This window comes from Alsobacter metallidurans (assembly GCF_014636935.1).
GTDB classification, from domain to species: Bacteria; Pseudomonadota; Alphaproteobacteria; order Rhizobiales; family Beijerinckiaceae; genus Alsobacter; species Alsobacter metallidurans.
Genome location: NZ_BMES01000002.1, coordinates 651,234 through 673,688, shown reverse-complemented (window position 1 = coordinate 673,688; position 22,455 = coordinate 651,234). Strand labels below are relative to the sequence as shown.

The following is a 22,455-nucleotide window of genomic DNA, read 5'->3' as shown; positions in this document are numbered from 1 at the left end:
GGGATGTAGGCCGCCGGGCGTAACTTCAACGTGGCTGCGACATGAACTTCTTGTAACGCCTTCGCGGAATCGTCAGTGCATAGGGCGGAGCGGGCGAGCTTTCCGGAACGTCTGGCGACAATGTCGAACGGCGCCGCTTCGAGAGGCTCGGTCCCTGTTTCAGATATCCACCAGTTCGGTCGCGAAGGCGGCCCGCTCCTGGATGAAAGCAAAGCGCGCCTCGGGCTTGTTGCCCATCAGGCGCTCCACCGCGTCGGAGGTGTCGGGCCGGTCCTCCGACACCACGCGGACCTGCAGCAGCGTGCGGCGCGCCGGATCCATGGTTGTTTCCTTGAGCTGCGCCGGCATCATCTCGCCAAGGCCCTTGAAGCGGCCGACCTCCACGTTCGCCTTGCCCTTGAAAGCCGTGCGCAGCAGCTCCGCCTTGTGAGCGTCGTCCCGGGCGTAGACGGTCTTGCCGCCATGCGTGAGCCGGTAGAGCGGCGGCACGGCCAGGTAGAGATGGCCGTTGTCGATCAGGCGCGGGGTGAGGCGGTAGAAGAAGGTGATCAGCAGCGAGGCGATGTGGGCGCCGTCCACGTCGGCGTCGGTCATGATCACGACCTTCTCGTAGCGAAGGTCCTCGTCCTTGAAGTGGGCGCCGGAGCCGCAGCCGAGCGCCTGGATCAGATCCGAGAGCTGCTGGTTTTGCGAGAGCTTGTCGCGTGTGGCGTTGGCGACGTTGAGGATCTTGCCGCGCAGCGGCAGCACGGCCTGCGTCTTGCGGTCGCGAGCCTGCTTGGCGGAGCCGCCGGCCGAGTCGCCCTCGACGATAAAGATCTCGGAGCCGGCCGCGCCCGCGGCCGTGCAGTCGGCGAGCTTGCCCGGAAGGCGCAGCTTGCGCACCGGCGTTTTGCGCAGGATCTCTTTTTCGGCGCGCCGGCGAATGCGCTCCTCGGCGCGCTCCACCGACCAGTCGAGCAGCTTGGTGGCCTGCGCGGGCGCGGCCGCGAGCCAGTGGTCGAACGCGTCGCGCACGACGTTCTCGACGATGCGCGAGGCTTCCAGCGTCGCGAGCTTGTCCTTGGTCTGGCCCTGGAACTCGGGCTCGCGGATGAAAACCGACAGCATCGCGGCGCACGACAGCATGACGTCGTCTGTGGTGAGCGTTGCGGCGCGCTTGCCCTGGTTGATGCGCTCGGCGTGATCCTTGAGCGCCCGCAACAGCGCAATGCGCAAGCCGGACTCATGCGTCCCGCCTTCCGGCGTCGGAATGGTGTTGCAGTACGAGCTGACGAAGCCGTCTTCGCCCGGTCCGAGCCAGCTGACTGCCCACTCGAGTGAGCCATGGCCGCCGGGCTTTTCCACCTTGCCGGCGAAAATCTGCTCCGTAACCGTGGTCTTGCCCTCGATCTCACGGGCCAGATAATCCTTCAGGCCGGCCGGAAAGCGGAACACCGCCTCCGGGGGCACTTTATCAGTTCCGTCCAGCAGCGCGGGCGCGCACGACCAGCGGATCTCGACGCCGCCGAACAGGTAGGCCTTGGACCGCGCCATTTTGAACAGGCGGCGGGGTGAGAAGCGGGCCTCCTCGCCGAAGATCTGGGCGTCCGGGTGGAAGCTGATCTTGGTGCCGCGCCGGTTGCGGACTTCGCCGACCTTCTCGATGCCGCCAAGCGCATGGCCGCGCGAGAACACCTGCCGGTATAGAACCTGGCCGCGCGCCACCTCCACCTCGAGACGGTCCGAGAGCGCATTCACCACCGAGATGCCGACGCCATGCAGGCCGCCGGAGGTCTCGTAGACCTTGGAATCGAACTTACCGCCGGCATGCAGCGTGGTCATGATCACTTCGAGCGCCGACTTGCCCGGGAACTTGGGATGCGGGTCAATAGGGATGCCGCGGCCGTTGTCCGTGACCGTGAGCGTGCCGTCCTCGCCTAGCGAGACCTCGATGAAGGTGGCGTGGCCGGCCACGGCCTCGTCCATGCAGTTGTCGATCACCTCGGCGAAAAGATGGTGGTAGGCCTTCTCGTCCGTGCCGCCGATATACATGCCGGGGCGCCGGCGGACCGGCTCCAGCCCTTCCAGCACTTCGATCGACGAGGCCGTATAGCCGGCCTCGCCAGGCGTGCCCTGGGTCGGCACGGCGGCCAGTTCCGGTTTACGAGCGGCCTTGCCAACGGCTTTCCCGCCGACCGGCCCGGCCTCAGGCCCGGCGTCGCCGTCGGGGAGCTTGCGCGCCGCGCCGCCGCCGAAAAGATCGCCTGTGTTCGCCATGCCGCTTCCGCCGCCTTACGCTGATTCGCTCTGCCTCTAGTATGGCACGCGGATGGGCGCCAGCGGAACGGACCGGAAACGTTCGTCCACCGCCAACGTCCTGTCATCCAGGTGTTAACCAAGGCTGGTTAGGTTCGATCCCATGATCAAGACCGCGCCTCCCCGTTCCGTATCCCTGGACCATGTCGCCGCCGTGGCGGGCGCCGCCTTTGCGTTCGACGAGCACGCCGCGCTGGCGGGTGCCCGCCGCAGGCCGAAGTCGGACCAGCGCTGGGTCGTGGGCGCCGCTGCCGCCGTGGTAGTCGGTCTCGCCGGCTGGCTCGCGAGACAGCTCGGCGCGTGACGCGCTGCTCAAATGCAAACGGGGCGCTCTGAGGCGCCCCGTCGCGAGTGTGGTTGAGCGGCGGCCGGAGCCGCCGTTCAGCCTCAGTACGAGTAGTACATCGAGAACTCGACCGGGTGCGGGGTCATCTCGAACTTCATGACGTCCTGCATCTTCAACTCGATGTAGCTGTCGATGAAGTCGTCGTTGAAGACGCCGCCGGCCTTCAGGAACGTGCGGTCCTTGTCGAGGTTGGCCAGCGCCTCGCGGAGCGAGCCGCAGACGGTCGGGATCTTCTTCAACTCGCGCGGGGGCAGGTCGTACAGATCCTTGTCCATGGCCGCGCCCGGATCGATCTTGTTCTGGATGCCGTCGAGGCCGGCCATCAGCATGGCCGCGAAGGCGAGGTAGGGGTTCGCCATCGGGTCGGGGAAGCGCACCTCGACGCGCTTGGCCTTGGGCGAGGACGTGTAGGGGATGCGGCAGGAGGCGGAGCGGTTCCGGGCCGAGTAGGCCAGCAGCACAGGGGCCTCGTAGCCCGGGACCAGGCGCTTGTAGGAGTTGGTCGACGGGTTGGTGAAGGCGTTCAGCGCCTTGGCGTGCTTGATGATGCCGCCGATGTAGTAAAGGCACTCCTGCGAGAGGTCGGCGTACTTGTTGCCCGCGAACAGCGGCTTGCCGCCCTTCCAGATCGACTGGTGCACATGCATGCCCGAGCCGTTGTCGCCGAAAATGGGCTTGGGCATGAACGTCGCCGTTTTGCCGTAGCTCTGCGCGACGTTGTGGATGCAGTACTTGTAGATCTGCATCTGGTCGGCCATCAACGTCAGCGTGTCGAACTTCATGCCGAGCTCATGCTGGGCGGAAGCGACCTCGTGATGGTGCTTTTCGACTTTGACGCCCATCGCCGCCATGGCGGCCAGCATCTCGCCGCGCATGTCCTGGGCGCTGTCCTGCGGGGGAACCGGAAAGTAGCCGCCCTTGGTGGCGATGCGGTGGCCGAGGTTGCCGCCCTCATATTCGGTGTCGCCGTTGGTCGGCAGCTCGATCGAGTCGAGCTTGAAGCCCGTGTTGTAGGGTTCGGACGAGAAGCGGACGTCGTCGAACACGAAGAACTCTGCCTCGGGGCCGACGAAGATGGTGTCGCCCACGCCGATGGACTGCAGGTAGGCCTCGGCCTTCTTGGCGATGCCGCGCGGATCGCGCGGGTAGGGCTCGCCCGTGGTCGGCTCGAGGATGTCGCAGACGATTGACATCGTGGAGGCCGCGAAGAAGGGGTCCATCTGGGCGGTGGCCGGATCCGGCATCAGGGTCATGTCGGACTCGTTGATCGCCTTCCAGCCGGCGATGGACGAGCCGTCGAACATGGTGCCTTCGGCGAAGATCTCCTCGTCCACCATCGAGACGTCGAAGGTGACGTGCTGCCACTTGCCGCGCGGGTCAGTGAACCGGAAGTCGACGTACTTCACGTCGTTGTCCTTGATCGCCTTCAGGACATCCTTGGCGGTCTTCATGGGTCGTTTCCTCTTCTGGAGAGCGGGACGCGGGGTCTCGCGAGGTCAGGCGGAATTCGAGGGGGCGGGGACGTTGGGGCGGATCAGATCGCGTCGAGGCCGGTCTCGCCGGTGCGGATGCGGATCGCGCCTTCTACGGGGGACACGAAGATCTTGCCGTCGCCGATGCGCCCGGTCTGGGCGGCCTTGCGGATGGCGTCCACGGCGCTCTCGACCAGTTCGTCGGGCAGCACGATCTCGATCTTCACCTTGGGGAGAAAGTCGACCACGTACTCGGCGCCCCGATAGAGCTCGGTGTGGCCCTTCTGGCGGCCGAAGCCCTTCGCTTCCGTGACCGTGATGCCCTGGAGGCCGACCTCCTGGAGGGCCTCCTTCACGTCGTCCAGCTTGAACGGCTTGATGATCGCTTCGATCTTCTTCATCGGTGACCCGGATCCTCGGCTATGGCGTCGCGGCCTTTCGGGAAGCACACTCCGGCTCTTAGCAGATCGAGGGGGCGGCGCGCCACCGCGATCTTGGCGGCATCGGGGCGGTTTGGGCGCGAAACGGGCAGGGTGGGCTAGCCCTGCGCGGGTTTCGCCCAATGCTTGGGCGATCCGCCTATGATTTGATCACAAGGACCGCGCGATGGACGAGCTTCTCACAACCAGCGAGATGGGCGAGGCCGACAGGCTCTCCGGCGCGGCGGGCTTTTCGGGCGCGACTCTCATGGACCGCGCCGGTGCGGCCGTGGCGGACGCGGTCTGCCGGGCGAGGCCGACCGGTGCGCGGGTGCTCGTGGTTTGCGGGCCAGGCAACAATGGCGGCGACGGCTTTGTGGCGGCGCGCGTGCTGGCGGCGCGGGGCTACCGGGTGGAGGTCGCCCTGTTGGGCGACCGCGCCGCGCTGAAGGGCGACGCAGCGGGCGCAGCGGCCAAGTGGAGCGGGGCGGTCGGGGCGGCGCGGGACTGCAATCCCGCCGCCGCCGACGTGGTGGTCGACGCTATGTTCGGCGCAGGTCTGGTGCGGGTTATCGAAGCTGACGCGCTGGCGCTGGTTGAGCGCATCAATGCGTCGGGCCGGCCGGTGGTCGCGGTGGACGTGCCTTCGGGGCTGGACGGAAACACCGGCCAGGTGCGCGGCGCGGCGGTGCGGGCCTCCGAGACGGTGACGTTCTTCCGACTGAAGCCCGGGCATCTGCTTTACCCCGGTCGACGCCTGTGTGGCCCGGTGCGGGTCGCCGACATCGGCATCCCCGCGTCCGTGCTCGACGCGATCCGCCCGCTGGCGCGGCGCAACGGGCCGGGCGTGTTCGGCGCGGCGTTTCGCGCGCCGGACGAGGAGGGCCACAAATATGGCCGCGGGCACGCGGTGGTGGTTTCGGGCGGGATCGAGGGCGCCGGCGCGCCGCGGCTCGCGGCCCGGGCGGCTCTCCGTATCGGGGCAGGGCTCGTCACGGTGGCGTCGCCCGGTGAGGCGCTGCCAATCCACGCGGCGGCGCTCACGGCCGTGATGGTGCGCCGATACGAGGGCGCGGAGGGTTTGGCCGGGCTGCTGGCCGACAAGCGCCGTAACGCCGTGGTGCTCGGCCCCGCGCTGGGTGTGGGCGCCGAAACGCGAGATATGGCAACGGCGGCGCTGCGGTCCGGCGCGCATGCGGTGCTGGATGCGGATGCGCTCACGAGCCACGAGGGCGACGCGCAGGCGCTGGCTGCGCTCGTCAGCTCCCGCCCAGAGCGCGGCGTGGTCATAACGCCGCATGCGGGCGAGTTCGCGCGGTTGTTCAGCAATCAGCCCGACATCGTTGGCGCGGAATCGAAACTCGCCGCCGCGCGCCGCGCCGCCGCCACCCTCGGAGCGGTCGTCGTGCTGAAAGGCGCGGACACGGTGATCGCCGCGCCCGATGGCCGGGCGGCGATCAACGCCAACGGGACGCCCTGGCTCGGTACGGCGGGTTCGGGCGATTGCCTCGCCGGAATTGCGGGGGGATTGCTGGCGCAGTCGGTCCCGGCCTTCGAAGCCGCCTGCGCGGCCGTATGGCTGCACGCAGAGGCGGGGCGGGCGATCGGCCCCGGTCTGATCGCCGAAGACCTGCCGGAGGCGCTTCCGGGCGTGCTCCGAGCGTATTTCGCACGGGAGGCGGACTAGCAGTTGCAGCGACTCAGCCGCCAAAGCGCCCGGCGAGCTCCCGCGTCAGCCGCCCGCCCTCGTTGAGGCTGCGGCTGATGATGGTCTCGGCCGCCGGCGTGCAGCGCCGATATGTCACCGAATACTCGCGATAGCCGCGGTTGTAGGCCCCGGCCAGTCGCTCGCGGCGCTGGGGCGGGGGCGCTTCGGCGTTGATCAGCGCCGTCATGCGGCCGCGCCACTCGGCCTCGCCTTCGCCGCCGCAGAGCGGATGGAGAAAGGCCAGCGCACCCATGAGTTCGGACAGGCGCAGCATCTGCGGCTCGTAGGGCGGCGGCGGCCCCTCGGGCGCGGGCTGGGCGGCCTCGGTGGGCTTTTGTTCCGCTGGCTTCGCGTCGGCCGGCTTCGGCGGGCGCGTCGCCTGATCGCCGCGGGCCCCCGGTCGGGGGTGCGATCTCTGCGCGGGCGAGGCCGCGGGCGGCAGATGCCGGGGCGGACGCTGGATGATGATTTGCGGCGCCGGCCTGGGCGGCGTTTCCCACGGCCAGTAGAATTGTGCGGCGGCTGGCTCCGCCACGACGGTCGCCCCAGCCAGCGCCAGCATGGTGGCGGCGATGCGCTTTTGCTTCGTCATGCGGCCTCCAGCACGGCTGCGGCCTCGGCGACAATCCGCGCCAGGCCGCGGGTCGCAGCCATCCCGCCAATGGCGCCGGGCTCGGCGAACAGGACCTCGCCGGCCTCAGGGCTTGGCGCCGGCTCACCCGACACCCAGCGCGCCGCAAAGGTCGCGATCACGAAATGCCGCACGACGCGGTTATCCGGGTCTCGTTCGATAACCTCGGTGTGGCGCACGAAACCCACCACCTCGGCGACCACGCCGACCTCCTCCATGAGTTCGCGCAGCGCGGCTTGCTCCAGCGTTTCGCCGGGCTCCACCAGTCCACCGGGCAGCGAGAAGAGCGTCGCGGCCGGCGGCTTGGTGCGCGTTGCAAGCAGCACCTTGCCGGCGCGAAACACCGCCACGCTGGCCGCCAGAAAAGGCCGAGACGGGTAGAGGCGGGGATCGGCCTGCGGGACCTCGGCCCCGCCGCTGTCAGACGTGCTGGCCGCCATTGATGTGGATCTCAGCCCCGTGGACATAGCTCGACTGGTCCGTGCACAGGAAGTAGATCGCCTTGGCTACCTCCTCGGGCGTGCCGAGCCGGCGCAATGGAATCTGGGCCACGATCTTGTCCGTTCCGGGCGACAGGATGGCGGTGTCGATCTCGCCCGGCGAGATGGCGTTCACGCGAATTTCGTGCGGACCAAAATCGGCCGCCATCTCGCGGGTCAGCGCCGCCAGCGCAGCCTTGGACGTCGCATAAGCCGCACCTGCGAACGGATGCACCCGCGAGCCCGCGATCGAGGTGACGTTCACCACGGAGCCCTTCGCGGCCTTGAGCTCGTTCATCAGCCCGCGCGCCAGCATAACGGGGGCGAAAAAGTTCACCTGGAACACCTTCTGCCAGTCCGCCACCGAGGTTTCGAGGGTGCCTAGCCGCGAACCGCCTTCACCCTTGGGCGAGATGGCGGCGTTGTTGACCAGCGCGTCCAAGCGCCCCCCCTCCAGCCGGTTCTTTACCTCCTCAATCGCCTCCGTCGTGTTGGCGGGGTCGGCGAGGTCGAGCTGGATGTGGTCCTCAGGGCCCATTTCCCAAGGGCAGTTCTCCGGGAAGGGGTGGCGCGAGCAGGTGATAACGCGCCAGCCCGCGGCGGAGAACCGCTTCACGGTCGCGTGGCCGATGCCGCGGCTCGCGCCGGTCAGCAGCATGGCCTTTCGTTGGCCGTTAGCGTTGGAATTGGGCATTCGGCATCCTGTTCGGGATCGGGCGGCCGGTGGCCGCGCCGTTTCAAGGCTTAATCTTCATAACAACGTAGTTTGACTCAAGGATACAGGCGTTCACTCGCCCATTCGCCCTCCGGCTGGGGGCGGCGAAACACCACCCTGTCATGCAGCCGGAACGGCTTGTCCATCCAGAATTCCATCTGCACGGGCCGGATGCGGAACCCTGTCCAGTGCGGCGGGCGCGGCACCGTCCCGATGGCGTATCTCGCCGCATAGGTCGCAACCGCCTTTTCGAGCGCGAAGCGGCTCTCCAGCGGGCGGGACTGCTGGCTCGCCCAGGCCCCGATGCGGCTGTCGCGCGGCCTGCTCTCAAAGTAGGCGTCGGCTTCGGCGTCGGTCACGCGCTCCACCGGGCCGCGCACGCGCACCTGGCGGCGCAGGCTCTTCCAATGGAATACGACGGCAGCCTTGGGCGTCCCCGCCAGCTCGGTCCCCTTGGCGGATTCCGTGTTGGTGTAGAACACGAACCCGTCCGCGTCGTAACCCTTCAGCAACACCATGCGGACATCGGGGAGGCCAGATTCGTCCACGGTGGCGAGCGCCATCGCGTTGGGGTCGTTGGGTTCGGACTCCTTGGCCTCGGCGAACCAGTCGGCGAAGAGGGCGAAGGGGTCGCGGGACCCGGCGAAGTCACCAGCCATTAACGTTTCCGTTGGTTGAATGTCGGCGTACAAGCGTAACGAGGATCGCCATTGTCCCGCCGAGCCGACCTATCGACTTATATGGGACATCGCCGTCTTCTACAAAGTGGCGCTGCGGCGCAGCTGGTGCGCGTCGGCGTCGCCTCCACGGTCGCGCTCGCGCTGTGTGGCTGCTCGATGGTGCTGCCGGGCATGAGCCTGGCTGATCCCGAGACCACCGCCTCCATCACGCCGGCGGGCTCGCCGCTCGCGCCCACGATCGACGACGTCGACTGGAAGGTCGCGAGCCCGGTTCTCGCGCAGGCGCTCGACCCGCTGCACAAGGGGCCGGGAGCGTCCTGGAACAACGCCGACACGGGCGGCTCCGGCAGCTTCACGGCCAACGGCCAAGCCTATGTGCGCAACGACCAGGTCTGCCGCTCGTTTTCCGCCGCCGTGAAGACGCAAGGGCGCGAGGACAAGCTCATCGGCGTGGCCTGCCGCCTTGGCGCAGGCGACTGGACGGTGCAGAAGGTGAAGGCGGCCGCCAACGCGGTATGATGGCGGCGCGATGAGGCGCCGTTGCGAATCGGCAACAGTCTCACCACATCAGGAGCGAACAGGAGAGCTGGCGGGTTCCGGCGCGTCGCTGCGTGGAATCGCCGGCTTCGGGACGAGGCGCGGCCGCGCGTCCAATCACCCGCAGGAGTTGAACCACGATGCGCGATCCCTACGAGATTTTGGGCGTGCCGCGCTCCGCCCAGGAGGCGGACATCAAGAAGGCCTATCGCAAACTCGCGAAGGTGCTGCATCCGGACCGCAATCCCGACGATCCGAAGGCGCGCGAAAAATTTTCCGAGCTCACCAACGCCTATGAGATTTTGGGCGACGACGCCAAGCGCAAGCAGTTCGATCGCGGCGAGATCGACGCTGAGGGCAAGCCGCGGTTCAGCGGCTTCGAGGGCTTCCACCACGGCGGCGGACCCGGCGCGGGGGCAGGCTTCGGGGCCGGCCGCGGCGCGGGCTTCGAGGGCTTCAATTTCGGCTTCGAGCCGGGCGGCGCGGCCGGCGGCTATCGCGCCCGCACGGGGCCGGGCGGTTTCGATCCGGGCGACATCTTCGCCGATCTGTTTGCCGGCGGCGGCGCGGCCGGTGGCCAGCGCGCCGGTCGCACGGGCGGCAAGCGCCCGTCCGGCGAAGATGCACAGACGGAGATCACGCTGACGCTCGCCGAGGCCGCGAAGGGCGCCAAGGCGCGCGTCGTGCTGCCCTCCGGCAAGGAGGTCGAGATCTCGGTTCCGGCCGGCGTCACGGACGGCAAGGTCATCCGCCTGAAAGGGCAGGGCCACCCGAGCGCCTGGGGCGGCGCAAACGGCGACCTTCTGGTCAACGTGCGGGTGCGGCCAGACAAGCGCTTCACGGTGGAAGGCAAAGACCTGCGCCTGCGCCTGCCGCTGCGGCTCGATGAAGCCGTGCTGGGCGCCAAGGTCCGCGTCCCGACGCTGGACGGCGCGGTGGAAATGTCGATCCCTTCCCACTCCTCCAGCGGCCGCACCCTTCGCCTGCGTGGCAAAGGGCTCCCGGCTGCCGACGGCCCCGGCGACCTGCTGGTCACTGTCGAGGTGGTGCTCCCGCCCGAAAAGGATCAGGAGTTGGAAGCCTTAATGAAGCGCTGGTCGGAGACGCAGACCTTCGATCCCCGCAAGGACATGTAAGGCCAGCGCCAGGGGGGCGATCCCGCTAAAGCGGCAATCCTTTCAGCTGCGACACCGCCGTCATGACGCCGCGGATTTCGGCGAGGCCTTTGAGGCGGCCGATGGCGGAGTAGCCCGGAAAGCTGCCTTTACCCTTGTCGTCCAGCAGCTCGTGGCCGTGGTCGGGGCGGAAGGGGATGCGCCAGCGGGCGTCGCCGGCCTGCTTGCGGCGGTTCTGCTCGTCCAGCAGCGCCTCCACGACCGCCACCATGTCGGCGTCGCCGCCGAGGTGATCGGCTTCCATGAAGGAGCCGTCCGGCTCCTTGGCGACGTTTCGCAGATGGGCGAAGTGGGTTCGATGCGCGAACCGCCGCGCCATGGCGGGAAGGTCATTGTGTGCGCCGGCCCCAAGCGAGCCGGTGCAGAACGTGATCCCATTGGCGGGCGAGTCCACCGCCTGGGTGATGAAATCAAGGTCGTCGGCCGACGACACGATACGGGGCAGCCCCATCAACGAACGCGGCGGGTCGTCCGGGTGGATCGCCATGCGGATGCCGACCTCTTCGGCGGTTGGGGTCACCTCGCGCAGGAACCGGGCAAGGTTCTCGCGTAGGGCCTCGCGGTCGATGCCGGCGTAGCGCGCCAGATGGCGGCGCAGCCCGGGGATGTCGTAGCGGTCGAAGGCGCCGGGCAGGCCCGCCATGATGTTGGCCAGCAGCCGGGCCTTGTCGCTCTCGGAGGCTTTCTCGAACCAGCTCCGCGCCTTGGCGAGCACCTCGGGCGAAACCTCGTCCTGAGCGCCGGGGCGCTCCAGCATGAAGCAGTCGAACGCGGCGTATTCGTGCGCGTTGAAGCGCAGCGCCGTGCCGCCGCCGGGCAGCGGATGATGGAGCTCCGTGCGGGTCCAGTCGAGCACCGGCATGAAGTTGTAGCAGATTGTCGTCACCCCGCAGGCCGCGAGGTTGCGCATCGACTGGCGGTAGTTGTCGAACAGCTCCGAGAGATCGCCTTCGCCGATCTTGATCCGCTCATGGATGGGCAGGCTTTCCACCACGCTCCAGCGCAGTCCCAGGCTGCGATCGGCGGCGATCAGCGCCTTGCGGGCTTCGATCTCCTCCACGGACCACACCACCCCGTAAGGGATCTGGTGGAGGGCCGTGACGACGCCGCGGGCGCCAGCCTGCCGGATCGCGTGCAGCGGAACCACGTCGTCGGGGCCGAACCAGCGCCAAGTCTGTTCCATGTGCTCTTCCTCGCAATCTCTTTGGTGGAATCAGGTTGCAGCACCGGCCGCCGCCACAGCGCCGCGCGCCAGCAGGATGGCGTAGGCGTCCGTCACCGCCTGCACGAAGGCCGGGGCGTGCGGCAGATCGGCGCCGAAGATCGCGTCCTGGCGGAGCATGGCGGCGACCCGCGCGGCAGGGCTCTGGCCCGCCTGGTCCAGCGCCTGACGCAGCGTCTGCGCCAGGGGGTCGCGTACGTCGATGGGCTGGCCCCGCTCGTCGACGCCGCCCACGTAACGGATCCATGCCGCTACCGCGAGGGCGAGGCGGGGGAACGGCAGCCCAGCGTCCAAGCGGTCGCGAATGGTGGCCAGGATGCGCTGCGGCAGCTTCTGCGAGCCGTCCATGGCGATCTGCCACGTGCGGTGGCGAATGGACGAGTTGGAGAAGCGCTCCAGCAGGTCGTCCGCATAGCCGCCAAGATCCACTCCGGCGGGCGCGGGCACGGCCGGGATGACCTCCTCGCGCCAGAGCGCCTTCACAAAGGCGCGCAGGGCGGGGTTGGAGACGGCGTCCACCACGGTCTCGCAGCCGGCCAGATAGCCCAGATAGGCGAGCGCCGAATGGGAGCCGTTGAGCAGCCGCAGCTTCATATGCTCATAGGGCGCGACGTCGGCGACGATCTGCGCGCCGGCCTTGTGCCAGGCCGGGCGGGCGCCATCCACGAAGGCGTCCTCGATAACCCATTGCCGGAACGGCTCGTGCGTGACCGGCGCGGCGTCGTAAAGGCCGGTCGCCTCGGCGGCGGCGTCGATGTCGGCCTGCGTGGTCGCCGGCACGATGCGGTCCACCATCGTGGACGGAAAGGCGCCGTGCGCCTCGATCCAGGCCGCGAGACCGGTGTCGCGCAAGGCCGCGAAATCGCGCACCAGCCCGGACACGAGCTGGCCGTTGTGGGGGAGGTTGTCGCAGCACAGCACCGTGAAGGGCGCGATGCCGTTGACGCGTCGGCGCTCCAGCGCCTCCACGATGATGCCGACCGCGGTGCGGGGCGCGTCGTGGTTCTCCAGGTCATGGCGGATGTCGGCGTGATGCTCGTCGAGCTGGCCGGTCGCGGGATCGTGGCAGTAGCCCTTTTCGGTGATCGTGAGGCTGACGATGCGGGCCGCCGCGTCCGCCATCATGGCGACAACGGCCTCGGGATCCTCGGGGGCGACCAGGGTGGCCTTGAGGTTGCCGACGATGCGGGCCTTCACGCCGTCGCTGTCGCGCCGGAGGGCCGTGTAGAGGCCGCCCTGCGGGGCGAGCCGGTCGCGCTGGTCGGGCCTTTTCAGGCTCACGCCCGCATAGCCCCAGGCGGCGAAGTCCTGCGCGAGCGCGTCGTCCGTGTAGAGCATGCCGTGGGCGCGCACGAAGGCGCCGAGGCCCAGATGCACGATCCCGACGCGCAAGCGGTCGCGGTCGTAGCCGGGCAGGGCGACGCCGGGCTTCAGCTGCGTCAGCGTGGCTGGGGATAGGCGGGGAAGGTCCGCGAGGACGGTCATGGCTGCACGTCCGCTCCAAGGTCGTCGTTGATGAGGTCGGGGTGCTCGGCCGCCAAGGTATGGGCGATTTTGAGCACCTCGGACATGTGCGTCCGCATGGCGGCCTCGGCCGCAGCAGGGTCGCGATTCTCGATGCCGGCCAGGATAGCGCGATGCTGGGCGATGAGAACCTCCACCGGAGTCGCGGCCGGAAGGCTGAGGAACCGGACCCGGTCGAATTGCGCTTTCTCACGCTCGACTACAGCCCAGAGCTGGGCGACTCCGCTGCCGTCCGCCAGTGTGTGGTGAAAGGCGTCGTCGGCCTGGGTGAACCGCTCGGGGTTTCGCTGCGCCCGTTCCTGCTCGGCGATCGCGCCGCGCGCTCGGGCCAGCAGGCCGGGCGACACGCCTCGCTCAGCGGCGCGGCGCACGGCGGCGAGTTCCAGCGCCTCGCGAACGAACCGCGCGCGCTCCATGGCCGAGAGGGAGATCCGGCTGACGAAGCTGCCGCGCTGAGGCCGCACATCGATCAGGCCTTCCTCGACGAGCCTGATCAAGGCTTCACGGACCGGGGCGCGGCTGGTGCCGAAACGCAGGGCTAGTTCGTTTTCAGAGAGCCGCTCGCCCGGCCGCAGCCGCAGGTTGACGATATCCTGGCGAAGCGCCGCATGTATTGCGCGAACGGTGGGCGGCGTATGGCTGCTCTGGCGATCGAAGCTCATCCATTCCTCACTTGTAGAAAAGGCTGGGCAGCCAAAGCGAGATCTGCGGCACGTAGGACACCAGGAACAGAACCAAGATGTTGCACACCAGGAAGGGCCAGATCGCCTTGCTGATCGCGCCCAGCGAGATCTTGGCAATGTTGGCCGATACAAACAGGCACACGCCGACCGGCGGCGTGGTGAGGCCGATCATCAGGTTGATCACCGCGAAGGTGGCGAAGTGGATCGGGTCGATGCCGACCTTCACGGCCACGGCGAGCAGCGGCGGAAACAGGATGATCAGCGCCGCGATTGTTTCCATGAAGGTGCCGACGATCAGCAGCAGGATGTTGATCAGGAGAATAATCAAGTACTTATTAGTGGTCAGCGCCAGCATGGAGGCCGCGATCGCCTGCGGGATCTGCTCGCTGGTGAGGATCCAGCCGAACACGTTGGCGAGGCCCACAAGCAGCACCAGCGCGCCCGACCCGATGGCGCTCTCGATCAGGATGTTGGGCAGCGCCGACACCTTGAAACCGCGATACACGAAGAGGCCCACCACGAAGGCGTAGAGCGCCGACACCACCGAGGCCTCGGTGGGCGTGAAGTAGCCGCCGACGATGCCAAACAGGATCACGCCGGTCATCAGGATGGCCCAGAAGGCCGCCTTGCTGGTGCGCACAACGTGGCCCCAGCCCTGCCAGGTCCCCTTCGGATAGCCGCGCTTGCGCGAGATAATGTAGACCGTGATCATCATCCCGATGCCCATCAGCACGCCCGGGACGGCGCCGGCCAGAAACATCTTGCCAACCGAGAGGCCCGTGAGGGTGCCGACAATGATCATCGGCACGCTGGGCGGAATGATCGGGCCGACCGTGGAAGCGGCCGCCGTGACGGCCGCCGCGAAGTGCGCGTCATAGCCCGACTTGCGCATGGCCGGGATCATCACCGACCCGATCGAGGCAGTCTCGGCCACTGCCGTGCCCGAGATGCCGGCGAAGATCATCGAGCCGACCACGTTGGCGAGGCCGAGCCCGCCGCGGATGTGGCCCACGATGGCGTTGCCGAAACGCACGATCTGATCCGTGATGCCGCCGCCGTTCATGAGATTGCCGGCGAGCACGAAGCCTGGGATGCAGAGCAGCACGAAGGAATCCATGCCGGCGAACATGTATTGCGGAACGACCGACAGATCGATGCCGGCGCCGAAGAGATACACGGCCGAGGCGAGGCCGAGCGCCACGCCGATCGGCGTGCCCAGGATGAGGCAGACCGCGAAGGTGCCGAACAGCAGGGTGACGAGCATCAGACGAGTTCCCCGTGGCTTGCGGGCGGCGTCTGGCCGAAGCCAAGGAAGCGCGCGAGGGAGAAGAAGGCGAGCGAGGCGGGGATGATCAGCGTCACGACGTAGATGGCGATCATCGGCACATCGAGCGAGCGGGCGCGCTCGCCGAGGCTGCCGGCGACGTAGTCCCAGGCGCCGGGCAGGATCGCGAGCGAAAACACGATCATGATCACGTCTACGATCCGCTCCACGAAGCGCCGCGCTGCGGGCGGCAAGGGCGTGATGAACAGGTCGACGTTCACGAGCTCGGAACGCAGCACCGCTAGCCCGCACGAAAAGGCGACGAGGTAGACCAACGCGAAGCGGGCGACTTCCTCGGTCCAAGACGGGGACGGGAAGCCCGGGATGCGGCCGAGCACCTGGATGGCGACGACGCCGATCAGCACAGAGAAGGCGGCGAGCGTGCCGTAGCGGCATATGCTCACCAAGGCGGCCACCAGGCCGGCGAAGACGTTGCGCATGGGGTCCTCGAACAAACCTGCTCAGGGTGGGGGAGGCCGGTCCGGCGGGAGGGCCGGGCCGGCGGATGTGAGGCGAGCCCTTCTCCCCGGTACGGGGAGAAGGTGGCCGAGCGCAGCGAGGTCGGATGAGGGGATGTTGGCCAACCCTCACCCCAGCCCTCTCCCCATTCCGGGGAGAGGGGGCGCATGCGAGCGCTTGGCCGGCTACCTCACTTTGTGGCGACGATCTCGTCGTAGAGGGGCTTGATCTCGGCCGGCAGGGCGGCCGTTACGGCGTCCTTGGCCTTGGCCGCGAAGGCGGCCTTGTCGACCTGCACGAACTCCATGCCCTTGGCCTTCAGGTCGGCCTCGAGCTGCTTCTCGTCGGCCGTAAAGAGCCCGCGCTCATAGCCCTGGGCGGCCTTGGCGGCTTCCACGATGGCCTTTTGCTGGGCGTCCGTCAGGCGGGCCATCTTCTTGGTTCCGCCGACGAGGTAGATCCAGCTCAGCACGTGATCCGTCTGGTTCACGTATTTCTGGACCTCGTTGAAGCTTGCCGACTTGATCAGCGCCAGCGGGTTCTCCTGGGCGTCGATGGTGGAGTTCTGCAGCGAGGTGAACACCTCCGAGAAGGCCATCGGGGTCGGCTTGGCGCCGAGCGCTTCCCAGAACTTCACGAAGAGCGGCACGTTCGGCACGCGCAGCTTCAGGCCGTTGAGGTCGGCCGGCGATTTGATCGGGCGGTTGGAGGTCAGCTCGCGCGGGCCGCGGGCGAAGTAGGTCAGGACCTTGAGGCCGGTCTTGTCATCGATGTTCTGCGCGATCTTAGCCCCGACGGGGCCGGACACGACCTTGTCGAGATGGTCGAGGTCGCGAATTGCGTAGGGCACGGCCAGCAGGGCGGCGGAGGGAGCCCAGTTCTGCAGCGACTCGCCGGTGATGGTAAAATCGACGGTGCCAAGCTGGATGCCCTTGATCAGGTCGGTTTCCTTGCCGAGCTGCTCGTTCGGGAAAATCTTGACCTCAATCTCGCCGTTGGTGCGCTTAGCGACTTCTTCGGCAAAACGCATGCTGGCCTTGTGCCAGACATTGTCCTCGTTGCCGAGGTGGCCGAGCTTGAGGGTGACCTTCGCCTGGGCAAAAGCGGGCGCGGAAAGCCCGAGGCCCACCGCGAGAGCCAGTCCGGCGCCGAGCGCACGGCGGGTAAGACAAATATTCGACATCGCTTTCCTCCGGGATGCCGCCGATTGCTTTTCGGCGTTCCTCTATCGCGGCAGGACGCTAGCCCAGATCAAACTGGATGACTAGTCGACAAGTTTGAGGTGAGTGCAGAGCCGGGCGGGATTGTTCAACCTTTTTCTGTATCGGGGGCGGCAGCGAAGCAGACCAGCTTGAAGCTGGTCTGTAGGCTCGACTGCCTAGCCTTCAGTTCGCGACGTCGCAGGACAGCCCAGGGCGCGCGCCTGTTGGCGGCGGCTTACTTGTCCACGAAGGCGCGTTCGATGACGTAGCTGCCGGGGGTGTTGGTGCTGCCTTCTGTGAACGCCATGGCGTCCAGCATGACGCGCAGGTCTGCGAGCATCTGGGGGCTGCCGCAGAGCATGACCCGGTCGTGTTCGGGGTCGAGTGGGGCAAGGCCCGTGTCGGCGAAGAGCTTGCCGTTCTGGATGAGGTCGGTGACCCGGCCCATGTGGACGAAGGGCTCGCGCGTTGTGGTGGGGTAGTAGACGAGCTTGTCCTTCACGACGTCTCCGAAATACTCGTTCTCGGGCAAGCCGCGGACGAGACGCTGGCCGTAGGCAAGTTCGGCGATCTCGCGGCAGCCGTGCACCATCACGATCTTTTCGTAGCGGTCGTAGACCTCCGGGTCCTGCATGATGCTGGCGAAAGGCGCGAGGCCGGTGCCGGTCGCGAACATGAACAGGCGCTTGCCGGGCAGCAGGTTGCTCTGGATCAGCGTGCCGGTGGGCTTGTGGCCCACGATGATCTCATCGCCGACCTTGATGTGCTGAAGCCGAGAGGTGAGCGGACCCTCCGGCACCTTGATGCTGTAAAACTCGAGATATTCCTCGTAGTTGGCGCTCGCGAAGCTGTAGGCGCGCAGCAGCGGCCGGCCGTCGACCTTGAGGCCGATCATCGCGAACTGGCCGTTTTCGAAGCGCAGCGTCGGATTGCGCGTCGTACGAAAGCTGAACAGCCGATCGGTCCAGTGCTCGACCAGCAGCACGCGCTCGAAGTCGAAAGCCGCCATGGCGCCCTCTGAAAGCGTTTCGGAGCCGCCCAGGCTCCCATCTCGCACCTGCGAATAAAGCCATCGGGAGCCAGAGGCAAATCAAACGAGTCGCCTGGCGGGCTCCACTGGTCCGGGTGGGTCTTCAGCGGCCGGCGGCCCTCGCGATGGGTTCCGGCGGAGCCACGCGGTCGATCTTGGGCGCGATCGTGTCGAGAAGAGGCAGCGCGGCTGCTCCGAGCGCCGCCGTCAAGCGGCCGGTGGCGCCGCGCTGCAGTCGCGTCACGCTTCGGTCGGACCGCGACGACACCGACAGCGGCAGGGGCTGCATGGCGGCCACCAAGCCGTCCATGACGACGTCCGGCAACGTGCCGCCGAGCACGATGGTCTCGGGATCGAACAGGTTTTCGAGCAGCGCCACAACAGGTCCGAGCAGGGTGGCGGCCTCCGCGATCCAGCGGTCCACCACAGGATCGCGGGTGTCGGCGAGGCGGGCGACGTCCTCATACGCCGCCTCTCGGCCGGAGTCGTGCAGCATCTCGGCCAGCGCGTTCGCGGAAGCGTAGCGCTCAAGGCAGCCGTGGCCGCCGCACGGGCAAGCGCGTCCGCCCGGAACTACGCGGACATGGCCGATTTCGCCAGCGTTGCCGTAGGCGCCTCGATAGGGCTGGCCGTCTATGATGATGCCGAGCCCCAGGCCCGCGCCGAAATAGACGAGACAAAAGTTTCGTCGGTCGCGGCCGCGCCCGTAAAGGCGCTCGCCTACGGCCGCCGCAGTGGCGTCGTTCTCGACCGTGACGGCGCAGCCCAGGGCCTCGGTCATCAGGGCGGCGGCGTCAAGATTCGCCCAGCCGGGCAACACGGTGTCGCCAATCGAACTCATGCCTTCGACGCCGAAGGGGCCTGGCATCACGACACCGCAGCCAAGCAGCCGCTTCGGCAAGCCAGGGGCGCGGCGCGCGGCGGCCAGCTCCAAGGCCGCGAGCGCCTGCACGGCTGGCGGCGAGGCGTCCGGCAGGGTCGTCGTTCGCTGGGCTCGCAGACCTCCGGCGATGTCCACCAGCACGGTGGTGATCCGGTCCGCGCCGATCTCCATGCCAGCCGTCATGCCTCCGTCTGCGTTGACCTCGAAATCAACCGGCGGCTGGCCGCGTGCGGTGCGGCGGCGGCCGCGCTCGGCCAGCAGGCCTTCGGCGACAAGCTCCACCACGATGTTGGAGACCGCCTGCGCGGTCAGTCGCGTCAGCGCCGCGATGTCGGAGCGGCCGAGGCGGCCATGCTGGCGCACAGTTTCGAGAACCACGCGGCGATTGTGGCTTCGGGTGCGCTCGGCGTTTCCGCCCAGGGCGACGCTGGAGGAGGTTGCGGCCGCTTCGGCGATTGGATCTTTGCGCGTCATGTCAGGACCAGATTGCGACAACGACTGTGCAGCCTGAGTTAAACCAACTCAATTGAATTAATCCGTTGACAGGCTGCCGAGGCCGTACAAGCATGGGTTGAGCGCTGCCGGTGCGAGCGCGCCAACGATCAACGAGGGGAGTGGAGCGATGCGCGGCTTTCGAGGAATGCTGGTCGGCCTTGCGGCGGCCGTAGGGGTCATCTCCGGCGCGCAAGCGCAGACCCAGACGGTGGAGATCGAATACTGGCAGTACGTATTCGACGCCCGCATCAAGGCGATGGACGAGCTGATCAAGCGTTTCCAGGCCGCGAATCCGAACATCAAGGTCAAGCACACGACCTTCCCGTATGCCGACTACCAGACCAAGATCGCGGCGGCGCTGCCGGCCGGGCAGGGGCCCGACGTGGTGCAGCTGTTCTATGGCTGGCTCGACAATTTCGTCGCCGCCAAGTTCATTCAGCCGCTGCCCAAGGACGCGTTCCCGCCGGCCATGATCGAGAAGGACTTCTACCCGATCGTCTCGGCCATGAAGCGCGATGGCGAGTACTACGGCCTGCCGACGGCGGTGCGCTCGCTGGCGCTGTTCTACAACAAGAAGCTGTTCCAGGAGGCGGGCCTCGACCCGGCCAAGCCGCCGCAGACCACGGACGAGCTGCTGGAAGCCGCCAAGAAGACCGTGAAGCGTGACGGCGCGGGCAATCTCCTGTCCGAAGGCATCACTCTCGATTTCCCGGGCCAGGATTATCATTGGTGGCGCGAGGTGCTGCTGCGCCAGAACGGCGGAGCGCCGTACAGCGACGACAACAAGAAGGTGACCTACGACAGCGAGGCCGGCGCCAAGTCGCTGACCTGGTACGCCGACCTGCAGAAGGTCCACAAGGTGGGCCAGGCCGGCTTCATGGACGAGGGGCAGGCGGCGTTCCGCGCCGGCCGCGCCGCCATGACGATCGACGGCAGCTTCCGCCTCGGCGCCTTTGGCAACATCAAGGGTTTCGAGTGGGGCGTCGCCGAGCTCCCGGCCGGGCCCGACGGCAAGCGCTTCAACTTCGCCAGCTACTGGGTGAACGCCATCACCACCAAGGCGACCGGCGAGAAGCTGGAGGCGTCCAAGAAGTTCCTCGCCTTCGTGACCACGCCCGAGGCCATGCAGGTGTGGCTCGACGCGGTAGGCGAATTGCCGGCCCGCAAGGCCGCGGCCGAGACCGACAAGAACCTCTCCCACCCGATCTACGGGCCGTTCCTGAAGGCGCTGAACTACTCAAACGCCACCGTGTTCGTGGACGAGGCCGGGCAGCGTCAGGTGGCGCTCGACCTCGCAAACCGGGTTCTGATCCAGAACCAGGACGCGAAGGCGGCGCTGGCGGAGGCGGCGAAGGCCGAACAGGCCATTCTCGACCGTTTCTACGCCAAGAAGTGAGCGGACGGGCGTCATGACGGACCAGGCCCTGGACCACGTCGCACGCGGCGGTTTCTGGCGCGGATTGAGCCTGCGCCGGAAACAGGTGGTCTGGGCCTGGGGCTTCCTGGCCGTCCCGATCCTGTTTTACGCGCTGATCCGGTTCTACCCGACCGGGGAAGCCTTCTACATCTCGACCACGAACTGGAACCTGCTGACGAAGCCGGGCTTCGTCGGGCTGGCGAACTTCAAGCGCCTGCTCGGCGACCCGGTGTTCTGGCAGGTGTTCCGCAACACCGTACTTTACCTGGTGATCGGCACGCCCGTGAGCCTGCTGCTGGCTTTCACGATCGCCTACCACCTCGACCGCGTGCGCTTTATGCACGGGTTCATCCGGGCGTTATATTTCCTGCCATTCCTGACCACGGCCGCCGCCATGGCGTGGGTGTGGCGGTGGTTCTACCAGCCAGTCCCAATTGGGCTGTTCAACCAGGTCCTGTCGACGTTCGGCTTTCCGCAGCAGCCGTTTCTGCGCTCCACCACGCAGTCGCTGCCCTCCGTGCTCGCGCCCGCGATCTGGGCGGGGCTCGGCTTCCAGGTGGTGATCTTCCTGGCCGGCCTTCGGGCGATTCCGACGACCTACTACGAGGCGGCGCGCATCGACGGCGTGTCGGACGGGACGATCCTGCGCCGCATCACCATCCCGCTGCTGCGGCCGACCATCATCTTCCTGGTGGTGTTCTCGTCCATCGGCTTCCTGCGGATTTTCGACCAGGTCTACAACATGACCTCGGGCGACCCGGGCGGGCCGCTCAACGCCACCAAGCCGTTGGTGCTGATGATCTACCAGACGGCCTTCTCGTCCTTCGACATGGGCTATGCGGCGGCCCAGACGGTGGTGCTGTTTCTGGCGCTGCTCGCCGTGTCGCTCGTGCAACTGCGTCTTCTGAGGGATCGCTGATGAGCGCCGCCGCCGTTGGTCCGCGCGCCGGCTTCGGTCGCGCCGTGGCGTGGGTCCTGCTGCTGGCGGGCGGGCTCGCGATGATTCTGCCGCTCGTATTCATGTTCTCGACGTCGTTGAAGGACGCGTCGGAAGTCTATGATCTGAGACTCCTTCCGGCCCATCCGACGCTCGACAACTACGTCACGGTGCTGTCCGACGGGCGCTTCCTGCGCTGGTTCGCCAACTCGATGGGCGTCGCTGTCGTGGTGACGTTGTCGAACGTGTTCTTCGACAGCCTCGTCGGCTACACGCTGGCCAAGTTCGAGTTTCGCGGCCGCTACATCGTATTTCTGGCCATTCTGTCGACCCTGATGATCCCGACCGAGATGCTGGTGATCCCCTGGTACGTGATGGCCCGCAACTTCGGCTGGCTGGACACCTACTGGGGCATCATGTTCCCCGGCATGATGACGGCCTTCGGCACCTTCCTGATGAAGCAGTTCTTCGAGACGGTGCCCAACGACTTCCTGGAGGCGGCGCGGGTCGACGGGCTGAACGAGTTCGCGATCTTCTGGCGCATCGCGCTGCCGCTGGTGACGCCGGCCTTGTCGGCGCTGGCGATCTTCACGTTCCTGAGCAACTGGACAGCGTTTATCTGGCCGCTGATCGTCACCACCAGCAAGGAACTTTACACGCTGCCGGTGGGGCTCTCGAGCTTCGCGGTGGAGCAGCAGATCCAGTGGGAGCTGATCATGACCGGCGCGGCGCTGGCCACCCTGCCAACCCTTCTCGTGTTCCTGGTGCTGCAGCGCTACATCGTGCGCGGCGTCGTGTTGGCCGGGCTGAAGGGCTGAA

At 67.4% G+C, this 22,455-nt stretch carries 22 protein-coding genes; 7 read left to right on the top strand and 15 right to left on the bottom strand.

The features are described 5' to 3' along the window. Positions 1 to 159 precede the first annotated feature (159 nt). Complete coding sequence (gene parE / locus IEV99_RS13460) at positions 160 to 2,259, bottom strand: DNA topoisomerase IV subunit B (RefSeq protein ID WP_188518289.1); 2,100 nt, start codon at positions 2,257 to 2,259, stop codon at positions 160 to 162. A 142-nt stretch (positions 2,260 to 2,401) separates the two neighbouring features. Between parE and IEV99_RS13455 the strand changes: the two genes are divergently transcribed. Next, positions 2,402 to 2,602 carry a hypothetical protein gene (locus tag IEV99_RS13455; RefSeq protein ID WP_188518288.1) on the top strand — a complete coding sequence of 67 codons (201 nt, stop codon included), beginning with the start codon at positions 2,402 to 2,404 and terminating at the stop codon, positions 2,600 to 2,602. Between the two features lie 83 nt (positions 2,603 to 2,685). Here the strand turns inward: IEV99_RS13455 and glnA are convergent, their stop codons facing one another. Together glnA and IEV99_RS13445 are read right to left on the bottom strand one after the other, a co-directional pair. Further along, positions 2,686 to 4,095 (bottom strand): type I glutamate--ammonia ligase, encoded by a 1,410-nt coding sequence (glnA, locus tag IEV99_RS13450; RefSeq protein ID WP_188518287.1) that lies wholly within the window; start codon positions 4,093 to 4,095, stop codon positions 2,686 to 2,688. 83 nt (positions 4,096 to 4,178) lie between these two features. Further along, complete coding sequence (locus IEV99_RS13445; protein WP_188518286.1) at positions 4,179 to 4,517, bottom strand: P-II family nitrogen regulator; 339 nt, start codon at positions 4,515 to 4,517, stop codon at positions 4,179 to 4,181. 205 nt (positions 4,518 to 4,722) lie between these two features. Between IEV99_RS13445 and IEV99_RS13440 the strand changes: the two genes are divergently transcribed. Continuing rightward, on the top strand, positions 4,723 to 6,222 hold the full coding sequence (locus IEV99_RS13440; RefSeq protein ID WP_188518285.1) for an NAD(P)H-hydrate dehydratase: 1,500 nt from the start codon (positions 4,723 to 4,725) through the stop codon (positions 6,220 to 6,222). A gap of 13 nt (positions 6,223 to 6,235) precedes the next feature. Here IEV99_RS13440 and IEV99_RS13435 read toward each other — a convergent pair whose 3' ends face one another. The 4 genes from IEV99_RS13435 to pdxH form a co-directional block, all read right to left on the bottom strand. Further along, complete coding sequence (locus tag IEV99_RS13435) at positions 6,236 to 6,835, bottom strand: TIGR02301 family protein (RefSeq protein ID WP_188518284.1); 600 nt, start codon at positions 6,833 to 6,835, stop codon at positions 6,236 to 6,238. Next, on the bottom strand, positions 6,832 to 7,314 hold the full coding sequence (locus IEV99_RS13430; protein ID WP_188518283.1) for an NUDIX hydrolase: 483 nt from the start codon (positions 7,312 to 7,314) through the stop codon (positions 6,832 to 6,834). The genes IEV99_RS13435 and IEV99_RS13430 overlap by 4 nt, the downstream gene beginning before the upstream one ends. Next, a complete protein-coding gene (locus IEV99_RS13425) occupies positions 7,295 to 8,047 on the bottom strand; it encodes an SDR family NAD(P)-dependent oxidoreductase (RefSeq protein ID WP_188518282.1) in 753 nt (250 codons plus the stop codon). Before IEV99_RS13425 ends, IEV99_RS13430 begins: the two co-directional genes overlap by 20 nt. 77 nt (positions 8,048 to 8,124) lie before the next feature. Next, positions 8,125 to 8,727: a pyridoxamine 5'-phosphate oxidase gene (pdxH, locus tag IEV99_RS13420; protein WP_188518281.1), complete on the bottom strand. Its 603-nt coding sequence runs from the start codon at positions 8,725 to 8,727 to the stop codon at positions 8,125 to 8,127. A gap of 126 nt (positions 8,728 to 8,853) precedes the next feature. On the opposite strand from pdxH, the gene IEV99_RS13415 reads away from it, so the two are divergent. Together IEV99_RS13415 and IEV99_RS13410 are read left to right on the top strand one after the other, a co-directional pair. Beyond that, entirely contained in the window at positions 8,854 to 9,267 is a 414-nt protein-coding gene (locus tag IEV99_RS13415) for an RT0821/Lpp0805 family surface protein (protein ID WP_188518280.1), read from the top strand. A 158-nt stretch (positions 9,268 to 9,425) separates the two neighbouring features. Continuing rightward, complete coding sequence (locus IEV99_RS13410) at positions 9,426 to 10,421, top strand: DnaJ C-terminal domain-containing protein (protein WP_188518279.1); 996 nt, start codon at positions 9,426 to 9,428, stop codon at positions 10,419 to 10,421. Between the two features lie 25 nt (positions 10,422 to 10,446). Here IEV99_RS13410 and uxuA read toward each other — a convergent pair whose 3' ends face one another. The 8 genes from uxuA to IEV99_RS13370 all read right to left on the bottom strand — a co-directional run bounded on the left by uxuA (position 10,447) and on the right by IEV99_RS13370 (position 19,261). Beyond that, positions 10,447 to 11,643: a mannonate dehydratase gene (uxuA, locus tag IEV99_RS13405; protein ID WP_188518278.1), complete on the bottom strand. Its 1,197-nt coding sequence runs from the start codon at positions 11,641 to 11,643 to the stop codon at positions 10,447 to 10,449. A gap of 30 nt (positions 11,644 to 11,673) precedes the next feature. Then, positions 11,674 to 13,167, bottom strand: a complete 1,494-nt coding sequence (locus IEV99_RS13400) for a mannitol dehydrogenase family protein (RefSeq protein WP_188518277.1) — start codon at positions 13,165 to 13,167, stop codon at positions 11,674 to 11,676. Continuing rightward, positions 13,164 to 13,868 carry a GntR family transcriptional regulator gene (locus tag IEV99_RS13395; protein WP_188518276.1) on the bottom strand — a complete coding sequence of 235 codons (705 nt, stop codon included), beginning with the start codon at positions 13,866 to 13,868 and terminating at the stop codon, positions 13,164 to 13,166. Before IEV99_RS13395 ends, IEV99_RS13400 begins: the two co-directional genes overlap by 4 nt. Positions 13,869 to 13,875: 7 nt before the next feature. Next, positions 13,876 to 15,153: a TRAP transporter large permease gene (locus IEV99_RS13390; protein WP_188518275.1), complete on the bottom strand. Its 1,278-nt coding sequence runs from the start codon at positions 15,151 to 15,153 to the stop codon at positions 13,876 to 13,878. Continuing rightward, positions 15,153 to 15,653 (bottom strand): TRAP transporter small permease, encoded by a 501-nt coding sequence (locus tag IEV99_RS13385; RefSeq protein ID WP_188518274.1) that lies wholly within the window; start codon positions 15,651 to 15,653, stop codon positions 15,153 to 15,155. Before IEV99_RS13385 ends, IEV99_RS13390 begins: the two co-directional genes overlap by 1 nt. Positions 15,654 to 15,862: 209 nt before the next feature. Then, complete coding sequence (locus IEV99_RS13380; protein WP_188518273.1) at positions 15,863 to 16,855, bottom strand: TRAP transporter substrate-binding protein; 993 nt, start codon at positions 16,853 to 16,855, stop codon at positions 15,863 to 15,865. Between the two features lie 254 nt (positions 16,856 to 17,109). Next, positions 17,110 to 17,883: a ferredoxin--NADP reductase gene (locus tag IEV99_RS13375; RefSeq protein ID WP_188518272.1), complete on the bottom strand. Its 774-nt coding sequence runs from the start codon at positions 17,881 to 17,883 to the stop codon at positions 17,110 to 17,112. Between the two features lie 124 nt (positions 17,884 to 18,007). Continuing rightward, positions 18,008 to 19,261: an ROK family transcriptional regulator gene (locus tag IEV99_RS13370; protein WP_188518271.1), complete on the bottom strand. Its 1,254-nt coding sequence runs from the start codon at positions 19,259 to 19,261 to the stop codon at positions 18,008 to 18,010. Positions 19,262 to 19,409: 148 nt separating this feature from the next. Between IEV99_RS13370 and IEV99_RS13365 the strand changes: the two genes are divergently transcribed. Genes IEV99_RS13365 through IEV99_RS13355 form a run of 3 tightly spaced genes read left to right on the top strand, consistent with a single transcriptional unit; the run spans position 19,410 to position 22,454 of the window. After that, positions 19,410 to 20,678, top strand: a complete 1,269-nt coding sequence (locus tag IEV99_RS13365; RefSeq protein WP_188518270.1) for a sugar ABC transporter substrate-binding protein — start codon at positions 19,410 to 19,412, stop codon at positions 20,676 to 20,678. 13 nt (positions 20,679 to 20,691) lie between these two features. After that, positions 20,692 to 21,618, top strand: coding sequence for a carbohydrate ABC transporter permease (locus IEV99_RS13360; protein WP_188518269.1), 927 nt, complete (start codon positions 20,692 to 20,694; stop codon positions 21,616 to 21,618). Continuing rightward, positions 21,618 to 22,454 (top strand): carbohydrate ABC transporter permease, encoded by an 837-nt coding sequence (locus tag IEV99_RS13355; protein ID WP_188518268.1) that lies wholly within the window; start codon positions 21,618 to 21,620, stop codon positions 22,452 to 22,454. The genes IEV99_RS13360 and IEV99_RS13355 overlap by 1 nt, the downstream gene beginning before the upstream one ends. The last annotated feature ends 1 nt before the right edge of the window (position 22,455 follow it).

Bases quoted from the DNA above. Each gene is read 5' to 3' on its own strand.
- parE (WP_188518289.1), bottom strand. From the start codon at position 2,259: ATGGCGAACACAGGCGATCTTTTCGGCGGCGGCGCGGCGCGCAAGCTC.
- IEV99_RS13455 (WP_188518288.1), top strand. From the start codon at position 2,402: ATGATCAAGACCGCGCCTCCCCGTTCCGTATCCCTGGACCATGTCGCC.
- glnA (WP_188518287.1), bottom strand. From the start codon at position 4,095: ATGAAGACCGCCAAGGATGTCCTGAAGGCGATCAAGGACAACGACGTG.
- IEV99_RS13445 (WP_188518286.1), bottom strand. From the start codon at position 4,517: ATGAAGAAGATCGAAGCGATCATCAAGCCGTTCAAGCTGGACGACGTG.
- IEV99_RS13440 (WP_188518285.1), top strand. From the start codon at position 4,723: ATGGACGAGCTTCTCACAACCAGCGAGATGGGCGAGGCCGACAGGCTC.
- IEV99_RS13435 (WP_188518284.1), bottom strand. From the start codon at position 6,835: ATGACGAAGCAAAAGCGCATCGCCGCCACCATGCTGGCGCTGGCTGGG.
- IEV99_RS13430 (WP_188518283.1), bottom strand. From the start codon at position 7,314: ATGGCGGCCAGCACGTCTGACAGCGGCGGGGCCGAGGTCCCGCAGGCC.
- IEV99_RS13425 (WP_188518282.1), bottom strand. From the start codon at position 8,047: ATGCCCAATTCCAACGCTAACGGCCAACGAAAGGCCATGCTGCTGACC.
- pdxH (WP_188518281.1), bottom strand. From the start codon at position 8,727: ATGGCTGGTGACTTCGCCGGGTCCCGCGACCCCTTCGCCCTCTTCGCC.
- IEV99_RS13410 (WP_188518279.1), top strand. From the start codon at position 9,426: ATGCGCGATCCCTACGAGATTTTGGGCGTGCCGCGCTCCGCCCAGGAG.
- uxuA (WP_188518278.1), bottom strand. From the start codon at position 11,643: ATGGAACAGACTTGGCGCTGGTTCGGCCCCGACGACGTGGTTCCGCTG.
- IEV99_RS13400 (WP_188518277.1), bottom strand. From the start codon at position 13,167: ATGACCGTCCTCGCGGACCTTCCCCGCCTATCCCCAGCCACGCTGACG.
- IEV99_RS13395 (WP_188518276.1), bottom strand. From the start codon at position 13,868: ATGAGCTTCGATCGCCAGAGCAGCCATACGCCGCCCACCGTTCGCGCA.
- IEV99_RS13390 (WP_188518275.1), bottom strand. From the start codon at position 15,153: ATGCTCGTCACCCTGCTGTTCGGCACCTTCGCGGTCTGCCTCATCCTG.
- IEV99_RS13385 (WP_188518274.1), bottom strand. From the start codon at position 15,653: ATGCGCAACGTCTTCGCCGGCCTGGTGGCCGCCTTGGTGAGCATATGC.
- IEV99_RS13380 (WP_188518273.1), bottom strand. From the start codon at position 16,855: ATGTCGAATATTTGTCTTACCCGCCGTGCGCTCGGCGCCGGACTGGCT.
- IEV99_RS13375 (WP_188518272.1), bottom strand. From the start codon at position 17,883: ATGGCGGCTTTCGACTTCGAGCGCGTGCTGCTGGTCGAGCACTGGACC.
- IEV99_RS13370 (WP_188518271.1), bottom strand. From the start codon at position 19,261: ATGACGCGCAAAGATCCAATCGCCGAAGCGGCCGCAACCTCCTCCAGC.
- IEV99_RS13365 (WP_188518270.1), top strand. From the start codon at position 19,410: ATGCGCGGCTTTCGAGGAATGCTGGTCGGCCTTGCGGCGGCCGTAGGG.
- IEV99_RS13360 (WP_188518269.1), top strand. From the start codon at position 20,692: ATGACGGACCAGGCCCTGGACCACGTCGCACGCGGCGGTTTCTGGCGC.
- IEV99_RS13355 (WP_188518268.1), top strand. From the start codon at position 21,618: ATGAGCGCCGCCGCCGTTGGTCCGCGCGCCGGCTTCGGTCGCGCCGTG.